Below are 17,592 nucleotides of genomic sequence, written 5' to 3'. Positions count from 1 at the left end.
GGGCGGAGGTATGAAAATGAGCATTTTGGCTCAAATTGCTAAGGGTGAAGGAAAGACTATTGAATTTAAAGAAAAGTTGCCAGCATCGGATCAATTGGCAAAGACGATTGTTGCTTTTGCTAATACTGCAGGCGGAAAATTATTAGTTGGCGTAAAAGATGATGGTACAATTTGTGGCGTGGAAAACATTCTTTTGCCTGATTATATGGACAGGGTTTCTAATATGCTGCATGATAAGATTCATCCGCTGGCAGTGCCAGATATCTACAGCTACGCAATTGAGGAAAAGAACATTATTGTTGTTGAGGTATATCAGAGTTCGTTAAAACCTCATTTTTTAAAGAATTTAGGGAAGGTCGATGGTACTTATATTCGAGTTGGCGCGACCAATAAAAAGGCGGATTTAGAATATATTCAAGAGCTTGAACGGCAAAGGATGAATCTATCATTTGATGAAGATATTTACATAGATAGGGCGGATAAGCAGGCAATTATTGAGGAGCTTCAGAATTTGCTTTCAGTACGTCTAAAACGTATAGTATCGCTGGAGCAACTGTTAAATTTAAAATTGCTAAAAAATCAGCAGGGGCAAGTTTATCTTACTAATGCTGCACCTATTCTACTTGGCAAACCTGAACATGTAGCCATAAAATGCGCCCGGTTTAAAGGAGACGATAATGCGGTTTTTATTGATCGTAAAGAGCTTAGTGGAGATATATTTACACAGTTAGAGGATGCGATGAAGTTTCTTTTATCCCATATTCATCTGAATGGCAAGCTTGGGCCGGATCATCTAAGGCGGATTGATACTTATGAAATACCGCCTGATGCACTGCGTGAGGCCTTGGTAAATGCGGTTGTTCATCGTGATTATTTGATGTCTGGTTCTGATATTAAAATCGCAGTATATGATTCTAAAATCGAAATTACATCTCCAGGCAGTTTTCCTAAAGGTATTACTTTAGATGAGATTTTAAGTGGACGGTCGGAAATTCGTAATAAAGTAATTGCTCGTGTATTTAAAGAAGGTGAATTAATTGAACAATGGGGGCGAGGTATTCAGCAAATCAATAGATTATGCTTGGAAAGTGGCCTAAGACAGCCGGATATAATGGAATCAGGTATGTTTGTTCAAGTACGCTTTTATCGCAAAGAGTATTCAACGATTACTAATAAAAATAGAATAGTAACCGGACGAAAAGACCGGACGATAAAATCGGATGATAAAACCGGACGAAAAGACCGGACGATAAAACCGGACGAAAAAATTAGTTCTAGTTTACATCAGGAGAAAGTATTAGAATATTTAAAGCAGCATGATAGCATTACTACAGTTGCAGCTATGCAGTTGTTGAGTTTGGGTAAATCTCGGACAGCAGAAATTCTTGCTATGATGTCGTCTAACGGTTTAATTATAAAAAAAGGGGTTGGCCGAGCAACCTGTTATAGTCGGGCTATGATTTAGAATTAGATTTAATTTGAAAAAATAAAGCTATTTCATTCATAGTCTAAGAGCTGGACAGAAGGCGAAAAAAAGGTTATACTGAGCTGAAACTTATAGAATTATTAGAACCCTTTGGCATGATTTTTGGTGGTGTTTTACCTGACCCGCTAAACCGATCAGCTAAAAATTTTTGATAACAAAAGTTTTGCGCCTGGCTGGTGTTGGTTCGCCTCCACCAAAATTTGGAAATTAGTAAAAGCCGCGAATTTCGCGGGTTTTTTGCTGTTTATTGGGAGTGTAGGCGGTGGAGGCGATCCAAAAATATGATTTTATTCAAAAAAGCGACAATGATGTTTGAGCACAAGGAGATTGTCGGATTAAGGGATAGGGGACGGTACTGTTGTATCTTATTCTGAGCATGTCAGCAAATCCGCCCTCGTGACACCCCATGTAAACGAACAGACAAGGGAACAGGATGTTGTCTTGCGCGAAAAAGTTTGACAGAAGTGGTGTGCCAGTTCTGTGCTATGTATAGTGTAGAATTACCACAAAATATTTTAGAAGAATGGAAACGGATTATAAGATTTAGGCAATAGTTTATTTGACTGCAAGCTTCGATTGTCGTGATAAAGCGGCTTAAGAGGCTTGTTTTTTTGTTAGTATGCAGTCGATAATCGCTTTGTTAATATTTTTTTTGCTTTATATGAGGAAAAAGTGATTTTAGAGGTTTATAGAGGAAAATGTAAGTAATTGACGAAAATATAATAAAGCTATTGAGTTACTGCGACTTGAATTAAGATCGTGTAGAGAAAAGCAATCTAAGTTTTATGGTAAGGTAAATATTACTGTGCATTCTATTAAATTAAATAGAAATATTGAGAGGAGAATTTATGAAGTACCATCGCCTACTTTATAAAATTCAAAAGAGTCTAATTAAAACAGGCAGTATATTGATTGTGCTATTGCTACTACTAATTCAAACTGCCTGGGCCTCAAGTTACGACTTGCGCACTGGTAATTTTGTCAGTCCTATCCGTGATCAAGGGTATTATGGCACTTGCTGGAGTTTTGGTACTGTAGCTTCATATGAATCTAACTGGCGTATGCAGCTTTACCAAGCAGGACTTTCGCCGGAGTTAGCACCGGATTTTTCTGAACGTTATCTTGCTTGGCTGGTTTACGCAGCACCAACGGATTTAACAGGTGAATCATTTCCTCATTTTACCGTAGATCCGGTTTCCGAAGCTGAGGCTTACAGCCCAGAGGCGATTATTTTCAATCAAGGCGGAAATACTTATAAAAGCACAGCGCTAATGGCTCGCGGCATTGGTGTTGTTTTAGAAGCTGATGTCCCTTATTCTGGTGATGGGAACATGCAGGGCGTAAAGCAGCTGCTATCGCCGAAGGGTCTTTTGCATGACGTTTACGGACTAAGCAAAGGGCGTGCTGATATTGAAAGCTTGAAAATTATACTTCAGCAAAATGGTGCTGTTAGTGCATCAATCTTTGTCAGTGGCGATTCATTTAAAGGTAAGGAGATTTATAATGCGTCAAAAATGTCGACAAATCACGCTATAGCTTTAGTTGGTTGGGATGATGACTATGTATTTGAAAATTTTACAGATGCCAGTGGTCAGCCGTTGAAAGGAGCCTGGATACTGCGTAACAGTTGGGGAACAGACTATGGAGATAACGGATACTATTATGTATCTTACCAGGATACCTCACTCAACAGGACTTTCAATTTTATAGCCGAAACCGATTATAACCGTTATACACGTTTTGATCAGCATACACCATTAGGACTGATAGATTTCTGGACGACAGAAGCCATGCTGGGAGCTAGTAAAAAAGCTGATTTTGCCAGTCATTACGTGGCGACAGCTCCTCAATTTTTAAAAGCAGTAGGTTTCTATGTCAGTGAAGACAGCACAAAATATACAATTGAGGTCCGTGCTGGTGCTTCAGGTCCTGAAAGCGGCAAATTAGTTTATACGGAAAACGGAACTTTTGGAGTTGAAAGTGCTAAATGGAATGGCTACCGTACAGTTGATTTAAAACAATTTGTTTTACTGCCGCAAGGAAGTCAATATGTTGTGACGGTGAAACTGGGAAATGAAAATGGCAACACTGGTATTCCTGTATCTTATGCCATTGAAGGTTACAGTGATATGGCAAAGACTGTTTCGGGAAACTCCTTCTTTCAAGAAAATGGTATTTGGTACGATCTTGCTTCTAACGATTACAGCGTAGCCATGGTCGCATTGTCAAAAGACAGCAATTTAGCTAATGGTGGTGATTTTACCGTGTCTTGGCTGGATGATGGCGGCGCAAGGGGAAGTATCATCAATTTAGGCAGTGCAAATGAGCTTTATGCTAGCGACCCGTTGAATCCGGATCGTAAAACCTTGTCAAATATGACAGTCGACTTAATGGCCGGCATCACAGATTCTATATATGGCGGTACAATTACAGGTAAAGGACAGGTTGTAAAGATTGGAACTGGACGGTTGACGCTAATCGGTAATAATGACTATCAAGGCGGAAGCGTGGTATCCGGAGGAGTGCTGCAGATCGATGGGCGGGTGTCCAGTGATGTATATTGCCGGTCAGGTGGAACGGTTTCCGGTTCCGGTACAATTGGCAGCAGTTTATATAATCAAGGCAACGTTCAAGCGGGTAGTTACGGTAATGACGAAATATTTAAGCCGGAACTCAAAGTAGATGGTAATTTTGAAAGTACAGGGAAAATAGCTGTTGAAGTAGACAAAAATAATAACAATGGCAAAATTTTAGTAACAGGTTCGGCAAACATAAACGATACATCTTTTCTCCCCGTTGCAGGGAGTATATATCGGCCTGGTTTTTCTTATGGAATTTTAACTGCCAGCGGCATTACAGGCAACTTTACAACATCACCCTTTACAGCAATGCTGAGTGCAGAGGGAACTCATGACGGTACAAATGCTCAAATACGTTTAACCATACATAATAATATGGACAATCTTAGTACAAACCAAATACAGACATATCAGCAGATGAAGTCTATGTATAACAATCTTGCAGGACAGGCTTCCCAACGCCAAATGGACAGCTTATACAATTTTAGCACCACAAACGCCAGACAGGCATTGACAGAAATATATGGCGGAACGCAGGTTAATCAGGCAAATATTACGCAGCGGAACCTGGGAGTAAGAAATGCTGTTACGGCTAGACTTACTCAGGCAAAGTATATTGATAAAGAAGTCGCCTTTAAACTGCCAAGCTTTGCAGGAGGCAGTATCGAAGCAAAAGCTGTCATTCCGCTGGAATTAGAAGCTGAACATAGCTGGTGGATGAAGTTTAATAAGAATTGGGGAGATATTGACGCTCATAATAATTTACCCGGTATTGCCAATCAAAGCTTTGGTTTTGTGTTGGGCAGGGATAAAAAAGCGGATAACAATTGGAGAACTGGTGTATTCTTTGCATATGGCAATAACAATGTAACTTCGAGTATTTCCAAATCGACCAGCCGAGACTATAGACTGGGATTGTACGGCGGCTACAATAAAAAGGCAGTAGATATTTATACATATTTAGATTATGGCAAGCAAACCAACGATGCAACACGTTATCTCAATCAATTTAGTATGCAAGCCGACAGCAACTATGATAGCAATACATTAAGTTTTGGTGTTGAAGCACGATATAATTTACAATATGCAAAAGAAAAAGTATGGCAGGTTAGCCAATACACCGGTATAAATGTTACAAGATATAATCAGGACAGCTATAGTGAGCATGGTGCGGGTATCTTCAGCCAACAGGCAGAAAAAATGCACAATACATACGGTACGGGTGAAATAGGATTGGAACTAGCCAGAAAAATACCTAAGGGACGTTATGCAGTTAGTCTTGGCTACAAAAAAGTATTCAGCGGTAGTAACCCGGAAATGACTATTACCTACAGCGGAAATCTTGGCGAAAAACTAAAGGTTAGCGGAAGTGAACAAGATACCGAATATCTTGTGCTGGGTATTAATGCTCAAGGAGAGTTGTCAAAGAACTGGACAATCAACGGGCAAGTAGAAACCGAGTACGGCAAGCACAGCAAAAACCTATATGCATCTGTAATGCTACGTCGTTGTTGGTAATACGGAAAATGTGTCATTGAATGTCATGATTGACTCTAAGATTATGGATGGGGTTTATGAAAGACAATGAGGACGGCAGACTATGCGAAAACAGAAATCACTAACTTTAATTCTCCACTTTAGCATCAAAAATTGCCTAGTTCGAGGCTTCAAGAAGATAAAATTAGATCGAAAACGCCATTCATTCCCCACTTTTAGGTGAATATTAAAAAGAATGCATGGTTTTCGCACAACCTGACGTCCCTATACGTCCCTTTTACACAGTTAGAAGAAGCGATGAAGTTTCTCTTATCCCATATTCATCTGAATGGCGAGCTTGGGCCGGATCATCTAAGGCGGATTGATACTTATGAAATACCGCCTGATGCACTGCGTGAGGCTTTGGTAAATGCAGTTGTTCATCGTGATTATTTGATGTCTGGTTCTGATATTAAAATCGCGCAAATTTTCAGGCGGAATGCTGTGCCGAAGATAGTCCTAGTGTTTGTTACCAAATCTATATTTCGATTAATGCATATTTGGAATCCATACAATCTTGTAATTGGATATGGAAGGAAAGTTCCAGAGGATGTGAAACGGAAAGTCGTATCATTGGTGGTGGCAAATAGTAGAACTTTTGTAAAAATTATATTGCTTGACAGGAGTTTTGCTGTTAATGTGGAAAATTGTAAATTTTGTTATAATACCGCAGAACTGAATCGTCGGAACAATCCTTGAGAGTCTAAGTCAAATGGAATTACCATTTGACTTAGGTGTTAGCTTTTCTACAATTAATCGCTGGGAAAATGAAAAGGTTTCTCCTAATAAAATGGCTAAAAAGTTTTAATGTTTTCTATCGCTAACACTCTACGTTTAATAGGCAGGGGCAGTTCCTGCGACAGAAACTATTTTCCGCGGGCTGGCAGGAATTTTTACCGAGTTATGGAGAATACTTAAATTTTAAGAGAATATTATTCATAATTATGGAATATTGATGCGAGAGGAAGAATAATTAATGGCTGTAGTAAAACCATTTTGCGGTCTGCGTCCTGTTCCCGAATTGGCAGAAAAGGTGGCTTCGCTGCCGTATGATGTGATGGATTCCCAGGAGGCGCGGGCGATAACGGAGAAAAATCCATATAGCTTTTTGCATGTGACCAAATCGGAGGTTGATCTTGAACCGGATATTGATGTGCATTCTCCCAAGGTATATGCCAAAGCCCGGGAGACTTTGCGTAAGTTTATTAATGAGAAGATCCTGGTGCAGGATGAAACCCCGTGCTTTTATATTTACAAGCAGAAGATGGGTGATCATGTACAGGTGGGCTTGGTGGCTGCTGCTTCCGTTATTGAATATCAGGCCAACCGGATTAAAAAGCACGAGTTGACAAGACCGGATAAAGAACAGGATCGCATTCAGCACATCGTGACTAGCGAAGCGCAGACGGGAGCCGTCTTTTTGACCTATAAAGCGGATGAGAGTATCAATGCGTTGATGCAGGCGAACATGGAAAAGCCGCCGGTATACGATTTTGTGGCCGAGGATGGCATTGCCCACACACTGTATGTGGTTGATGAGGCCGCACAGATCAGTGCTATTGAGAAAGCATTTTTGAATATCAATGATTTATACATTGCTGATGGTCATCACCGGTCAGCTGCCGCCGGACGGGTGTATGACCTGTGCCTGCAGGGCAATCATGATCATTCAGGGTTTGAGGAGTATAATTCATTTCTTGCCGTGATATTCCCGCACAACATGATGTATATTATGGACTATAACCGGGTGGTAAAGGATCTGAAAGGTAAGTCTCCGGAGCAGTTCCTGCAGTTAGTGGCCGAAAAGTTTTCAATAACTGAGCAGGTGGGAGCGTATAAACCTTCCCGGATACATACGTTTGGCATGTACTTGGCTGGCAAGTGGTACAGTCTGGAGGCTAGCGACGGAACCTATCCGGAGGAGGATCCGGTTAGTAAGCTGGATGTTAATATCCTGCAGCAAAATGTGCTGAGTCCACTATTAGGGATTGCTGACCCGCGTACCGATAAGCGAATTCATTTTGTTGGCGGAATACGGGGGATGGCAGAACTGGAACGGCTGGTAAACAGTGGTGAGTATGCCGTGGCTTTTTCCCTGTTCGCAACCTCCATTGAAGAATTGATGGCAATTGCCGATGCCGGTCAGATCATGCCGCCGAAATCAACCTGGTTTGAGCCTAAACTTCGGGATGCTATAGTGGTGCATATGGTGCCTTGTGCTAAATATCTGCCGCAGTGCCATGAGAATAATTAATGAAACACGGCAAACTCTGTTTGGCGGGAACATTAGGGTTGCAGACAGTTTTTTTGGCCAGCGGCTTGGACTTTTGCCGGTGGAATGAGACTTGTCCAATTTTATGGCTGCATGGGCAACTTGTACCAATGAAGGTTTGAGGTAAACACCAGCACGTGTAATTCGAACAGATTTCTTCTTGACAGCATTCATTGTTGCCCGGCGGATTTGCAAGGTCGTGGATTGCCTCCACCATGCAAATCCGGAAATTTTAGGGGGGACAAATTGGGACGTCGTTCCTTTTTTGGTGACAATAAGGTTTTTTGAAACAAAAGGGAGATAAAACACAGGGATAGGGACAATGTTTTCGGAAACATACTCCCTGTCCCTGTGTTTTTACCTGTGTTTTCATGTTGAGTACCTAAAAAATAAGTGCTAAAATATGAATAAATTCAAAACTTGACGAAACCAATCATGTACTTTTTCACCATGGTTTTTCGTATATCAGAAGGGATGGATATGATAAGAAATGCAAAAAAAAACAATAACGAATATGATTCAAAACTATGTGCAGGAATATCAGAGAAAGCCAGCCATTACATCCCAATGGGGCGAGCCATTAGTTGGATTTGCTGATGCAAATCATCCAGATATTTTAGAACTAAAGGATATTATTTCGCAGCAACATGTTATGCCGCATGAGGTCATAGAAAAACCGACAATTATTATTGCCTATTTTGTCCCCTTTACCAAGGAACTTGCCGACACCAACAAAGCACCTGGGGACGTGTCATCTCCCGAGTGGGCTCGTACCTATGAAGAAACTAATGGAATGTTTAGTGAATTGAATAATTATTTAATAGAAGAATTAAAGAAAATGGGCTATGAAGCAGGAGTTTCTAAAGAGGCAACAACGTTTGACCGGGAAAAATTAATAAGTAATTGGTCGCAGCGTCATATTGCAAGAATTGCAGGACTTGGCACCTTTGGTATTAATAATATGCTGATTACTAAAAAAGGCTGCTGTGGTCGATATAGCACAGTTGTTACAAATTTGGATGTAGAACCAGATAAACGGCTTAACGATGACTATTGCCTATATAAGAGTAAAGGGATATGTGGAGTTTGTGTACAACATTGTCCTTCCGAGGCGCTAACTTTGTCTGGTTATGATAGGAAGAAATGTTTCCAAGTTTGCTTAAAAAATGCTGAGCTTTATAAAGATTTTGGAAGTTCTTATTCAGATGAAACTGGAAAGAACGCGAATAGTGCTGGCAGCGAAGTCTGTGGTAAGTGTGTTGTCAATGTACCTTGTTCTTTTATGTAAATGTGTTGTAATCTAAATGGATGGTTTACTTTGTGATTAATAGTGGCTGCTACTTTTAGTATCAGACGTGGAAAAAGATGTATTTGTATGATATCGCTTCATCTTGTGGCGGAATAGTAGCGGTTTCCAGCGATGCTGCAAAATATCAATTACAGTATGAAAAATGTCCCTTACTTGGTCAGATTTTTTTCTTTTAGATAGAGGTTCGAGTACATATACAGGTTGTCGGCAACCCCGTCCCCATGACACTCGTGACACTCAAAAGGAAATTTTGTACCCGATTCCATAAGTAGTACCAGGCATAGGATATCCTTTTGCCTCCTCATATTTTTTATCAAAAATATTATCTACATAAAAACTAATTTCCTGATTGTTGTTGATAGGGTGAATAATACTTAAGTTGGTGACAAAGTAGCTAGGAAGCGTAGCTTTATTTAGCGCGAGCATATTAGGACCAACGAAGTTGCCGCTAAGTACATTTTGTTTTCCCACATACCTGCCGCCGAGAGTAATCTCACTTCCCGCTTTGGCCTTATACCGTAACCCAATGTTTGCTTTGTGTTCAGGCATGTAGTAAATACTGTCTGTTTGACTTTCCCATGGAGAGTACTTATAATTGCCTGATTTCTCACTCTTCTGATAAGTATAATTAGCGAAGAAGACTAAATTAGACATAAGCTTTTGTTCAGTTTCTAGCTCAACTCCCCAGACCTTAGCCTTATTCAGGTTGTAGGGAGGATTGGCATAGGATTTTGCAATTGCCGAGTTATCATAAACAATGTAATCATTAATGTCGTTGTAAAACAGGTTGGCTTTATAATTGGCGCGATCACCGTGCTTAGTCTTAATTCCAATTTCATAGCTATAGCCTTTCTCTGGCTTCAAAACTTTATTTGGCTCACCATTTGGGATATTGCCGACAACAGTGCCGGAATTATAGTAGTTCCACCAAAACTCCCGAGAAGTGGGCACTCGGTAAAATCTATCTATAGAAAAGTATGTAGAGGTATTATCATTTACTTTGTAACTAAGATTCAGTTTTGGGCTTAAGGAGTTACCAGTCAAATTTGGCTTCTTGGCAAAAGCGCCAATCGTATCAATATCCCGGTTTAACTCGTACCGATCATAACGCAGGCCTAGGTTTAGTAAAAATTTTGGATTGAATGACCAGTTATCCTCGATGTATACACCTGTCGTTTTTAGTTTCTGTGAAGGATCGGGATGAGTCTCGGTAGGAGTCGAGTAATATTCCTGCCATCCGTATTGCAGAGTTTTCTCCTGGTAACCATAAGATATTTTATGCCTGGTATTCAGCCTTTGTTCAACTTCGCCGGCCCAACTGTAAGACTGGTCGGGTTTTAACAGTCTATGAACTGCTGGCGAACCTTGGGGGTCCCATTCTTCTCTCTTTTCATTATTCTTATAATAGCTTATCTTCCACTTGCCTGTCTTAAAGGGTTGCGTATATGCCAGATCATAATACGTATTGATTTTTTTCCAATAAGACCCATCACTCCAGGCTTTGGCGGCTGTTCCGCCAGGTCCGGGCATCATAATATCTCCGTCGGCGATAGGATAATCAGGATCAATAGAAATAGTCTGGGCCATTCCTACGGTTTTCCCATCATTTTTGACGATAAAACCACGTTCGGTTTCCACCTTAGAAACCCCTACCGTCAATTCTCCTTTTGTATCAAAAGTATACCCCAGCCTTAAACTATAATCTTTACTGTCTAGATAATTATTGCGTAAATAACCGTCGGCTTCTTTCGTTCCTGCTGTTATAAAATAATTAAAACTCCCGTCACTATCGCTATGATCAAAGCGGTAGCTTTTATAACCATAACTGCCAAAATCAGTCTGAACGTGGGTACTACTTTTTTCCGTACCTTTCCGTGTAATAATATTGATTACTCCGCCTAATGTATTTCCATATTTTGCTGATTTGGGTCCTTTAATAACCTCAACTTTTTCTACAACTTCCAAAGGAATAGTACCCCAGTCCATGTAGGAGCCACCTAAAATTCCGGTGGAATTGACAGGTCTTCCATTTAATAACACACTGAATCGCTGGCTTTCGAATCCCCGTAACCTGACTGTATCCTGGGTGTCTCCTGCGAGTGTGCGCTGGGTTACATCGACTCCGGTTACATCCTTTAATAAATCTGCGATGTTGGTAGCTTTGCCGGGTTTTACAATCTTTGTATCAACATCAGAAATATTCAAAGGATCATCCGAAGAGATAACTGAAGACTCAACGATAATTTGTTCCATGGTAAAATTCGGGATGTCCTCTGCAAAAACAGGGGCGGTCATCACGGTTAGTGACAACAATCCTCCCGCAAGCATGAAATGAAAGTTCTTATGCATTCTTTTCCTCTCATATTTATAACATTTGTTTAATTTTTAAGCATCTTAAAGCAATCCAATAGTTTAACTTCTTACTAAAATCCAAACCTATGCAGTTTTACGGTATCGATCGTTTGATTCATGCAACATAAAAAAGCCATGAAGATTTAGGCTCCCCCTAAATTAGGAACCTACGCCTTCATGGCTTTCAATACTAGCTTTCAAGCTAGCAATTTTGATTAGCATGCTCTCATGTTAAAAAACTCAATAAATTTAGAAATTAGTTGTAAATAACCGGTAAAGCTCATTTGAAAAAGCTATTCTTAGCTTTTTCATACCTCATGGCACAATATACTGTTCTTCTCTATTATGCCTGTGTAGGCATCTATCCTTACTTTATGTAATTTATTATTATTTTAACAGTAGCACCCAGAAGTGTCAACCAGGGTTACAATTAAATAAAAAAATAAAGGTAACCATGTTATAGTTGCGTCGTGACTATTATGTCGTTAAAATTAAAGTATGAATAAACAAGATGAAGTGATGAGTCAGTTTATGCGGTTAATTGAAACCATTGCCAACAGCAAGATGAAAAAACTGGATTTTGGGGAGGGTATTGTTCTCTATCGCGGTGAAATTCATCTGATCAAGGCACTGGGAGATCATCCGGGAATGTTTATTTCGGAAATCGCCCGGTATTTTGATGTCACTCGTGCTGTGATTTCCAAGAGTATTGTTAAGCTGGAATTACAGGGCTTTGTGAAAAAAACTGTTGATCCCGGCGATCAAAAACGTATTCAAGTGTTTTTGACCGATCTGGGGGAGAGGGCGTTTCGCCAACATAAAATTTTTCATGACCAAAAAGATAACTATATGTTTGCGTATTTGGAAACGCTTGATGAAGAGGTCCTGAAAAGTATTTCGGGGTTCTTACTTCGTGCTCAAAAAATGATCGATCAGCATTTTTAATTGCTGATTGATGACTCCCGGTGGTATCACCCGCCATGATAGCAGCTTTTAGAAAATTATCAGCGCGTTTTGAACGAAACTAGTGGCTCCCGCGCATTGAGGTATGAAGCTTGGTGAGTAGCACCCGACATAAAAGGATGCCGCTGACGCCTGTTGCCAGTTGGGTTACGCTTAAAATGGACTGTAACATGGCAGCTTGTGTTTCATTGAAGCCTAAAAAAGCAAAAGTTAGAGTACTGACGGCATACAGGGTCAGCATTCGCAATAATGCTGGAACGCCGCTCATCAGACTTATGTGCAAATGCGAGCACGCCACATAGCTCAACAGATATATTATATTGGCGATGAGCGCCGGAAGCACGAAGAGCGGAGAAAAGAATGCTTGCTGAAAAAAAGCAACAAGCGGCATGAGCAGTGCCAGGCCCAGCGCCGCTGAAAGACCGATAAGTTCGGTAGTACATATTAAACAGGCATTTAATGCGGTACCAATTAAAAACAATAGTATCAGACTGGGCAACGGCAGGATAAATCGAAGCGATTGAATAACGATCATTAATGCCAGCAAAATTGCCATTCTGGTCATGCGCCGTTGCCTGGAGACGGGATGAACTGTTGAATTGCTCATAATTTAATTCGATATCCTATTTGTAAAATCGTACCCGGAAGCGATAATTCCTCGTCACGGTGATTGAATAGATTGGCAGCGCCGACAATCAGACTCTGGTCCTTGCTAAGTTGTTTTTCAAAATTCAGATTCCAGATTGTATAAGTACGTTCGCTGGTAGTAGTAGCATTGGGTTGGAAATAATAGCCCTGGTAGGCATCGACCCAGAGGTTTGCTTGCCAAGCGCCCGGTGCCTGGTATGACAATTGTGATGATATTTTATGACGAGCACGGTTGTACAGCCGTTCATGAGTTGCTTCATTAGTTGCATCCAGATATGTATAATTAAGCGACCAGTTTAGTCGTTCGCTTAATGGTTGCCGGATACTGGTTTCTACTCCCTGAATGTTGGCACGGCCAATGTTTTGATACTGGATTTCATTTGATGCCCTCCACACCTCATCAATCATATCTTTAACCTTGCTGTAGAAGAAAGTGATTTTTCCGGCAGTGTGACCCCAGTCACGTTCAACAGAAACATCGTAAAATGTTGATTTTTCCGGTTGTAATGAGCTATTTCCCAGAAGACTGACCAAGCTGCCGTTACGAATAATGTTCAAATTCATATACAACTGATTGGGCGAAGGAACGCGAAAGCCGGTACCGGCATTGAACTTAAACCGCAAATCAGGCTGCGGTGAATAGGTAAGACCGATTTTGGGACTCAGATTACTTTCGAAGCGGTTGCTGTCGTCGAATCGCAGGGACGAAATCATCAAGCATTGGGGCGACAAATTCCATTCATCTTGCACATATAGCGCCGAGTAATCGGTTTTTACCTCTGAGCCGGTGTATGTTTTCCCGTGGAAACTTTTGCTGAAATTACCATCCCCACTTTGAATTCCGGTTCCCCGGAACAGTTCCGGACGATATTCTCCGCCTACGGTAAGTTTATGCAAATTGCCGATTCTCCGGCTTAATCGTGCTTCCAGGCCGGAAATCGTGCTGTACCCATATATTGAATTGGTATATTGACCACTCAAACGATTAATTGTGTTATTGTATTTTTCCCAGATGGAGTGATAGGCAGTCACTGATAATTCCCTACCCGGGAGACTTTTTTGATAGTCTAATGAATACCTTTGGCGACGATTATCATCATGGATATCCGTATTAACAATAATGCCGCCAAGTCCTGACATAGTGCCATACTCGTTCGTATCTTCCTGCAAATAAGACGTGCTCAGTGTCCATGTTTCCTGAGATGTTGGCTGATATTCCAGCCGAGTGTCCACATGGGAGCGTGTGCCAAAAGGGAAAAAAGTAGTTCCGTTGGTTTTGAAAAAGGCATCATTTTTCGTGTTGTCTGCGGTAAGAGTAAAACTCATCTTGTTTTGCCGGCCAGAGTCGTAACTCAAGGAATAGCAGTGCTCATTGTCTCCATGTTTCGTCAGGGTGCTGTTTTTAAATTGCAGCACGGTCTTAGGCTCCTGCGATTTTTTGGTAATTAGATTGATAATACCACCCATTGCATCCGCGCCATAAAGAGCACTGGCGTTTCCCCGTACGATTTCGATTCTCGCGATATTGTCCAGGGAAAGACGGTCCAATTCATAGTCCGCATCAGGTTCTGCCGGAATACGTTGTCCGTCAATCAGAATCGTTGAGTAACGGGAATCAAAGCCGCGGATGGACAGAGCGCGGCGACCGCCACTGCGATTGATAGCCACGCCCGGCAAAGAATCAATGATTTCTCTTAAGGTATGGGCGTTTCGCGACTGAATTTCTGCGGCGGTAATGATGTCAACTGCATTCGGGACAGCTTTTGTGTCTAGTGGTGTTTTAGTCGCGGTTACAATGACTTCAGGTAAGGGGAAGGATTCCAACTCGGTGCATGCCGCCTGACTGGAAGGCATTAAGGCGATCATTGGTGCAAGGAATATTATCAGCTTTTTTCTCATTGCGTTTTCTCCTTTTTCTTTTTTTGTACATGTTATCAAACCTTGGTCAGTCGCGCCGATACCATTCGCCCTGTAGTCCTGATATTACACCGTTTTGCTCGTTTATGCTCAATGGTTGAAAACCTGCAGCAGTTAAAGCCGCTTTGATGCGGCTTTTGGGCATTAAAATACGCAGACCGGCAAGGTGACTAGACAGCCAACCGACAATGGACTCCTTAGGAGCTGTGTAATCATCACTTACGTCGTGGCTGACAAGGTATAAGTACGCACCGGAAAGCGCTGCCGCGGAAATTTTTGTAACCAATTCATCCAGAGCGTCGCCGCCAAAATCAAGAACGCCGGAAACAATCAGCAGATGATAGCCGCAACCGATGTCGTCGCAGGTAAAATCTCCTTGGATGATAGAGAAGCGATCTTCTAAGTGTTCTTCTGCTATGTGCCCGGCCGGAATATCGGCTACGGACGGATGTTCAAAGATAACTCCGGTTGCCTGGGGATGTTCTTTGCCGAACTCTAGCGCCATCCGCCCCGATCCGCCACCCAAATCAAGAAGGTGAAGGGGTGTTGATTTGGGAAAAATATTCTGTGCGGATTTAAGAAATGACTGGACCCTTCCGGTAAGAATTTCTGTTGCCGATAGGCGGGCTAATTCCCGGAAATTATAAAAGGCATGTCCTTGATCCTGTTGACAGGGTGCAGCAGCACCGTGACGCACCAATTCCTCGACTTGTTCCAAGCTGGTTTTTTTTTCCCAAAAGAGAAAATATTCGCCTAGGTATAAAGAACTGTTTTTATCAAGATATAATTGCGCTTCCGGCGAGTTTCTGAAAAGATTGTGTTCCTTTTTTAACAGGCCGATTGAGCTTAATGCCGTCAAAAAAAAGTCCATGTTTTGTGGGTCACACTGGGTGTGTTGTGCAATTTCACTGGCAGATGATGGCTTTTGGAGATAGGAACATACCCCCAGGCGAATTGCCGCAAACAGTAACTGCGCTTCTTTGTGTTGCTGAATCAAACGGTAAAAGATCGTGGGGCTGTACTCGGGAAAATCCATTGTTTATGCCTCCTTTAAAATAATTAGCCTGATGTTTTTTGTATGCCAGGTATCCAAAAAGAGCAAAAAAAAGTTGCCGGCCCGTTAAGCTGACCGACAACTTGGCATGCGTGGATAAAGAAAAGCCGACTTGGGTTGCAAGCCGGGAATATAACAAAAACACATGTCAATCCCCTTCCTATCGCTCGTAGGTCAAAACGGTGATTATCAGATAGGCAGTTCTCCTGGCTTTGGCTCTTTGCTTACTCAAACCTTCCCAGAACATTCATTCCAGTGGTATATTTTTGAGTTCGCTCCCCATTACAGTGGCGTGACCGCGCCGGTATTGCACCGGTCTTCTCTATTATGCCTGTGTAGGCACCTATCCTTGCTTTATGCAATTTATTATTATTTTAACAGTAGCACACAGGATTGTCAACCAGGGTTACAATTAAACAAATAATTGGCATATCCATCCAGGTGGACAGATCTTATTAGTTACAGGTGGGCATGGTTTTTTTTTCTTTAAGTGATAGCTGAATTCTTGGCGGATCTTCGCCGATAATTCAGGCGTGAACGTCTCGGAAATTTGCCCGGTGTGGTATAATATGAAGAGCAACACACTCTGGGCCATAAGGAGACTTAGCCATGACCTCAAGGCAGATTCATCTTGTTTTTGACACCAAGATTGGCGGCACCAAACCGGTGACCGTTGTCGATAACGGCCATAAATGCCCCTTCTGTTGTCGCGACAAACTTGAGGGCATCATCGCCGAAGACGGGCCGATACTCCTAATTGTCAACAAATATCCGGTGCTCCGGGACACCTTCCAGACCGTCCTCATCGAAACCGATGACTGCGCATCCGAACTGTCGCTCTATCCAAAGGACCATCTCCACCGGGTCATCCGCTTTGGCATTGAGAAATGGCTGGACATGATCGCCGGCGGCGAATTTGCCACGGTCCTGTTCTTCAAAAACCACGGCCCCAGCTCGGGCGGCTCCATTCGCCACCCCCATATGCAGATCATCGGTCTCCGCCACCTCGACTACACCGCCAACATCCCCCCGGCCAGCCTCGAAGGCATCGTCATCAGCCGCGACGGCGGCGTTGAACTCACCATCGCCGACAAGCCGCTGGTCGGTTTCATTGAACTCAACATTAAGCTTGCCGACCTCGGGTACCTCGACCGCCTGGCCGACTACCTGCAGATCTGTGCCCACTACTTCCTCCACCACTTCAACCGCCAATGCAACAGCTACAACATCTTTTTTTATCATATAGGCGGCCAGATAACCGCCAAAGTCATGCCCCGGTTCGTTACCTCGCCCATCTACGTCGGCTACGCCATACCCCAGCTGTCCACCCGCATTCCTGACGTTGCCGCTGACCTCAAGCGAATATACGGATTATAATTTCGGATGAATGATATTTGTAGTTTCGTAATTATGTGGGAATAATTTCAACTGAGAATAATATCTTAAGGTGATTATTAATAATCAGGCATTTTATTC

General features: G+C 42.1%; 12 protein-coding genes and 1 riboswitch. Of the genes, 8 read left to right on the top strand and 4 right to left on the bottom strand.

Annotated features, from left to right (window positions below; translation table 11 throughout):
• The first annotated feature begins 10 nt into the window (after positions 1–10).
• The 6 genes from AC1ECB_RS16280 to AC1ECB_RS16255 all read left to right on the top strand — a co-directional run bounded on the left by AC1ECB_RS16280 (position 11) and on the right by AC1ECB_RS16255 (position 9,161).
• A complete protein-coding gene (locus tag AC1ECB_RS16280; RefSeq protein ID WP_485664758.1) occupies positions 11–1,465 on the top strand; it encodes an RNA-binding domain-containing protein in 1,455 nt (484 codons plus the stop codon).
• 869 nt (positions 1,466–2,334) lie between these two features.
• Positions 2,335–5,583: an autotransporter domain-containing protein gene (locus AC1ECB_RS16275; RefSeq protein ID WP_485664757.1), complete on the top strand. Its 3,249-nt coding sequence runs from the start codon at positions 2,335–2,337 to the stop codon at positions 5,581–5,583.
• A 276-nt stretch (positions 5,584–5,859) separates the two neighbouring features.
• A complete protein-coding gene (locus AC1ECB_RS16270) occupies positions 5,860–6,300 on the top strand; it encodes a hypothetical protein (RefSeq protein ID WP_485664756.1) in 441 nt (146 codons plus the stop codon).
• A gap of 277 nt (positions 6,301–6,577) precedes the next feature.
• Positions 6,578–7,855, top strand: a complete 1,278-nt coding sequence (locus tag AC1ECB_RS16265; RefSeq protein ID WP_485664755.1) for a DUF1015 domain-containing protein — start codon at positions 6,578–6,580, stop codon at positions 7,853–7,855.
• Entirely contained in the window at positions 7,855–7,995 is a 141-nt protein-coding gene (locus AC1ECB_RS16260; RefSeq protein ID WP_485664754.1) for a hypothetical protein, read from the top strand. The genes AC1ECB_RS16265 and AC1ECB_RS16260 overlap by 1 nt, the downstream gene beginning before the upstream one ends.
• A gap of 368 nt (positions 7,996–8,363) precedes the next feature.
• A complete protein-coding gene (locus AC1ECB_RS16255) occupies positions 8,364–9,161 on the top strand; it encodes an epoxyqueuosine reductase (RefSeq protein WP_485664753.1) in 798 nt (265 codons plus the stop codon).
• A 258-nt stretch (positions 9,162–9,419) separates the two neighbouring features.
• On the opposite strand, the gene AC1ECB_RS16250 is transcribed toward AC1ECB_RS16255, so the two are convergent.
• Entirely contained in the window at positions 9,420–11,531 is a 2,112-nt protein-coding gene (locus tag AC1ECB_RS16250; RefSeq protein WP_485664752.1) for a TonB-dependent receptor, read from the bottom strand.
• 534 nt (positions 11,532–12,065) lie between these two features.
• Between AC1ECB_RS16250 and AC1ECB_RS16245 the strand changes: the two genes are divergently transcribed.
• Positions 12,066–12,479: a MarR family winged helix-turn-helix transcriptional regulator gene (locus AC1ECB_RS16245; RefSeq protein ID WP_485664751.1), complete on the top strand. Its 414-nt coding sequence runs from the start codon at positions 12,066–12,068 to the stop codon at positions 12,477–12,479.
• 79 nt (positions 12,480–12,558) lie between these two features.
• On the opposite strand, the gene AC1ECB_RS16240 is transcribed toward AC1ECB_RS16245, so the two are convergent.
• From AC1ECB_RS16240 to AC1ECB_RS16230, 3 genes are read right to left on the bottom strand one after another with little or no spacing between them, the layout of a single operon-like run.
• Complete coding sequence (locus tag AC1ECB_RS16240; protein ID WP_485664750.1) at positions 12,559–13,104, bottom strand: hypothetical protein; 546 nt, start codon at positions 13,102–13,104, stop codon at positions 12,559–12,561.
• The gene (locus tag AC1ECB_RS16235) at positions 13,101–15,044 is read right to left on the bottom strand and encodes a TonB-dependent receptor plug domain-containing protein (protein WP_485664749.1); all 1,944 of its coding nucleotides are present in this window, start codon (positions 15,042–15,044) and stop codon (positions 13,101–13,103) included. Before AC1ECB_RS16235 ends, AC1ECB_RS16240 begins: the two co-directional genes overlap by 4 nt.
• Before the next feature lie 46 nt (positions 15,045–15,090).
• Positions 15,091–16,098 carry a methyltransferase family protein gene (locus tag AC1ECB_RS16230; RefSeq protein ID WP_485664748.1) on the bottom strand — a complete coding sequence of 336 codons (1,008 nt, stop codon included), beginning with the start codon at positions 16,096–16,098 and terminating at the stop codon, positions 15,091–15,093.
• A 197-nt stretch (positions 16,099–16,295) separates the two neighbouring features.
• A riboswitch (cobalamin riboswitch) is annotated at positions 16,296–16,478 on the bottom strand.
• 247 nt (positions 16,479–16,725) lie between these two features.
• Here AC1ECB_RS16230 and AC1ECB_RS16225 point away from each other — a divergent pair.
• Positions 16,726–17,493 carry a DUF4931 domain-containing protein gene (locus AC1ECB_RS16225; RefSeq protein WP_485664747.1) on the top strand — a complete coding sequence of 256 codons (768 nt, stop codon included), beginning with the start codon at positions 16,726–16,728 and terminating at the stop codon, positions 17,491–17,493.
• Positions 17,494–17,592 lie beyond the last annotated feature (99 nt).

This window comes from Sporomusa sp. 246TCP1, from assembly GCF_057319775.1.
The sequence above is the reverse complement of the archived record's forward strand: the minus strand, read 5'-3'. Positions and strand labels throughout refer to the sequence as shown.

Bases quoted from the DNA above. Each gene is read 5' to 3' on its own strand.
- AC1ECB_RS16280 (WP_485664758.1), top strand. From the start codon at position 11: ATGAAAATGAGCATTTTGGCTCAAATTGCTAAGGGTGAAGGAAAGACT.
- AC1ECB_RS16275 (WP_485664757.1), top strand. From the start codon at position 2,335: ATGAAGTACCATCGCCTACTTTATAAAATTCAAAAGAGTCTAATTAAA.
- AC1ECB_RS16270 (WP_485664756.1), top strand. From the start codon at position 5,860: ATGAAGTTTCTCTTATCCCATATTCATCTGAATGGCGAGCTTGGGCCG.
- AC1ECB_RS16265 (WP_485664755.1), top strand. From the start codon at position 6,578: ATGGCTGTAGTAAAACCATTTTGCGGTCTGCGTCCTGTTCCCGAATTG.
- AC1ECB_RS16260 (WP_485664754.1), top strand. From the start codon at position 7,855: ATGAAACACGGCAAACTCTGTTTGGCGGGAACATTAGGGTTGCAGACA.
- AC1ECB_RS16255 (WP_485664753.1), top strand. From the start codon at position 8,364: ATGCAAAAAAAAACAATAACGAATATGATTCAAAACTATGTGCAGGAA.
- AC1ECB_RS16250 (WP_485664752.1), bottom strand. From the start codon at position 11,531: ATGCATAAGAACTTTCATTTCATGCTTGCGGGAGGATTGTTGTCACTA.
- AC1ECB_RS16245 (WP_485664751.1), top strand. From the start codon at position 12,066: ATGCGGTTAATTGAAACCATTGCCAACAGCAAGATGAAAAAACTGGAT.
- AC1ECB_RS16240 (WP_485664750.1), bottom strand. From the start codon at position 13,104: ATGAGCAATTCAACAGTTCATCCCGTCTCCAGGCAACGGCGCATGACC.
- AC1ECB_RS16235 (WP_485664749.1), bottom strand. From the start codon at position 15,044: ATGAGAAAAAAGCTGATAATATTCCTTGCACCAATGATCGCCTTAATG.
- AC1ECB_RS16230 (WP_485664748.1), bottom strand. From the start codon at position 16,098: ATGGATTTTCCCGAGTACAGCCCCACGATCTTTTACCGTTTGATTCAG.
- AC1ECB_RS16225 (WP_485664747.1), top strand. From the start codon at position 16,726: ATGACCTCAAGGCAGATTCATCTTGTTTTTGACACCAAGATTGGCGGC.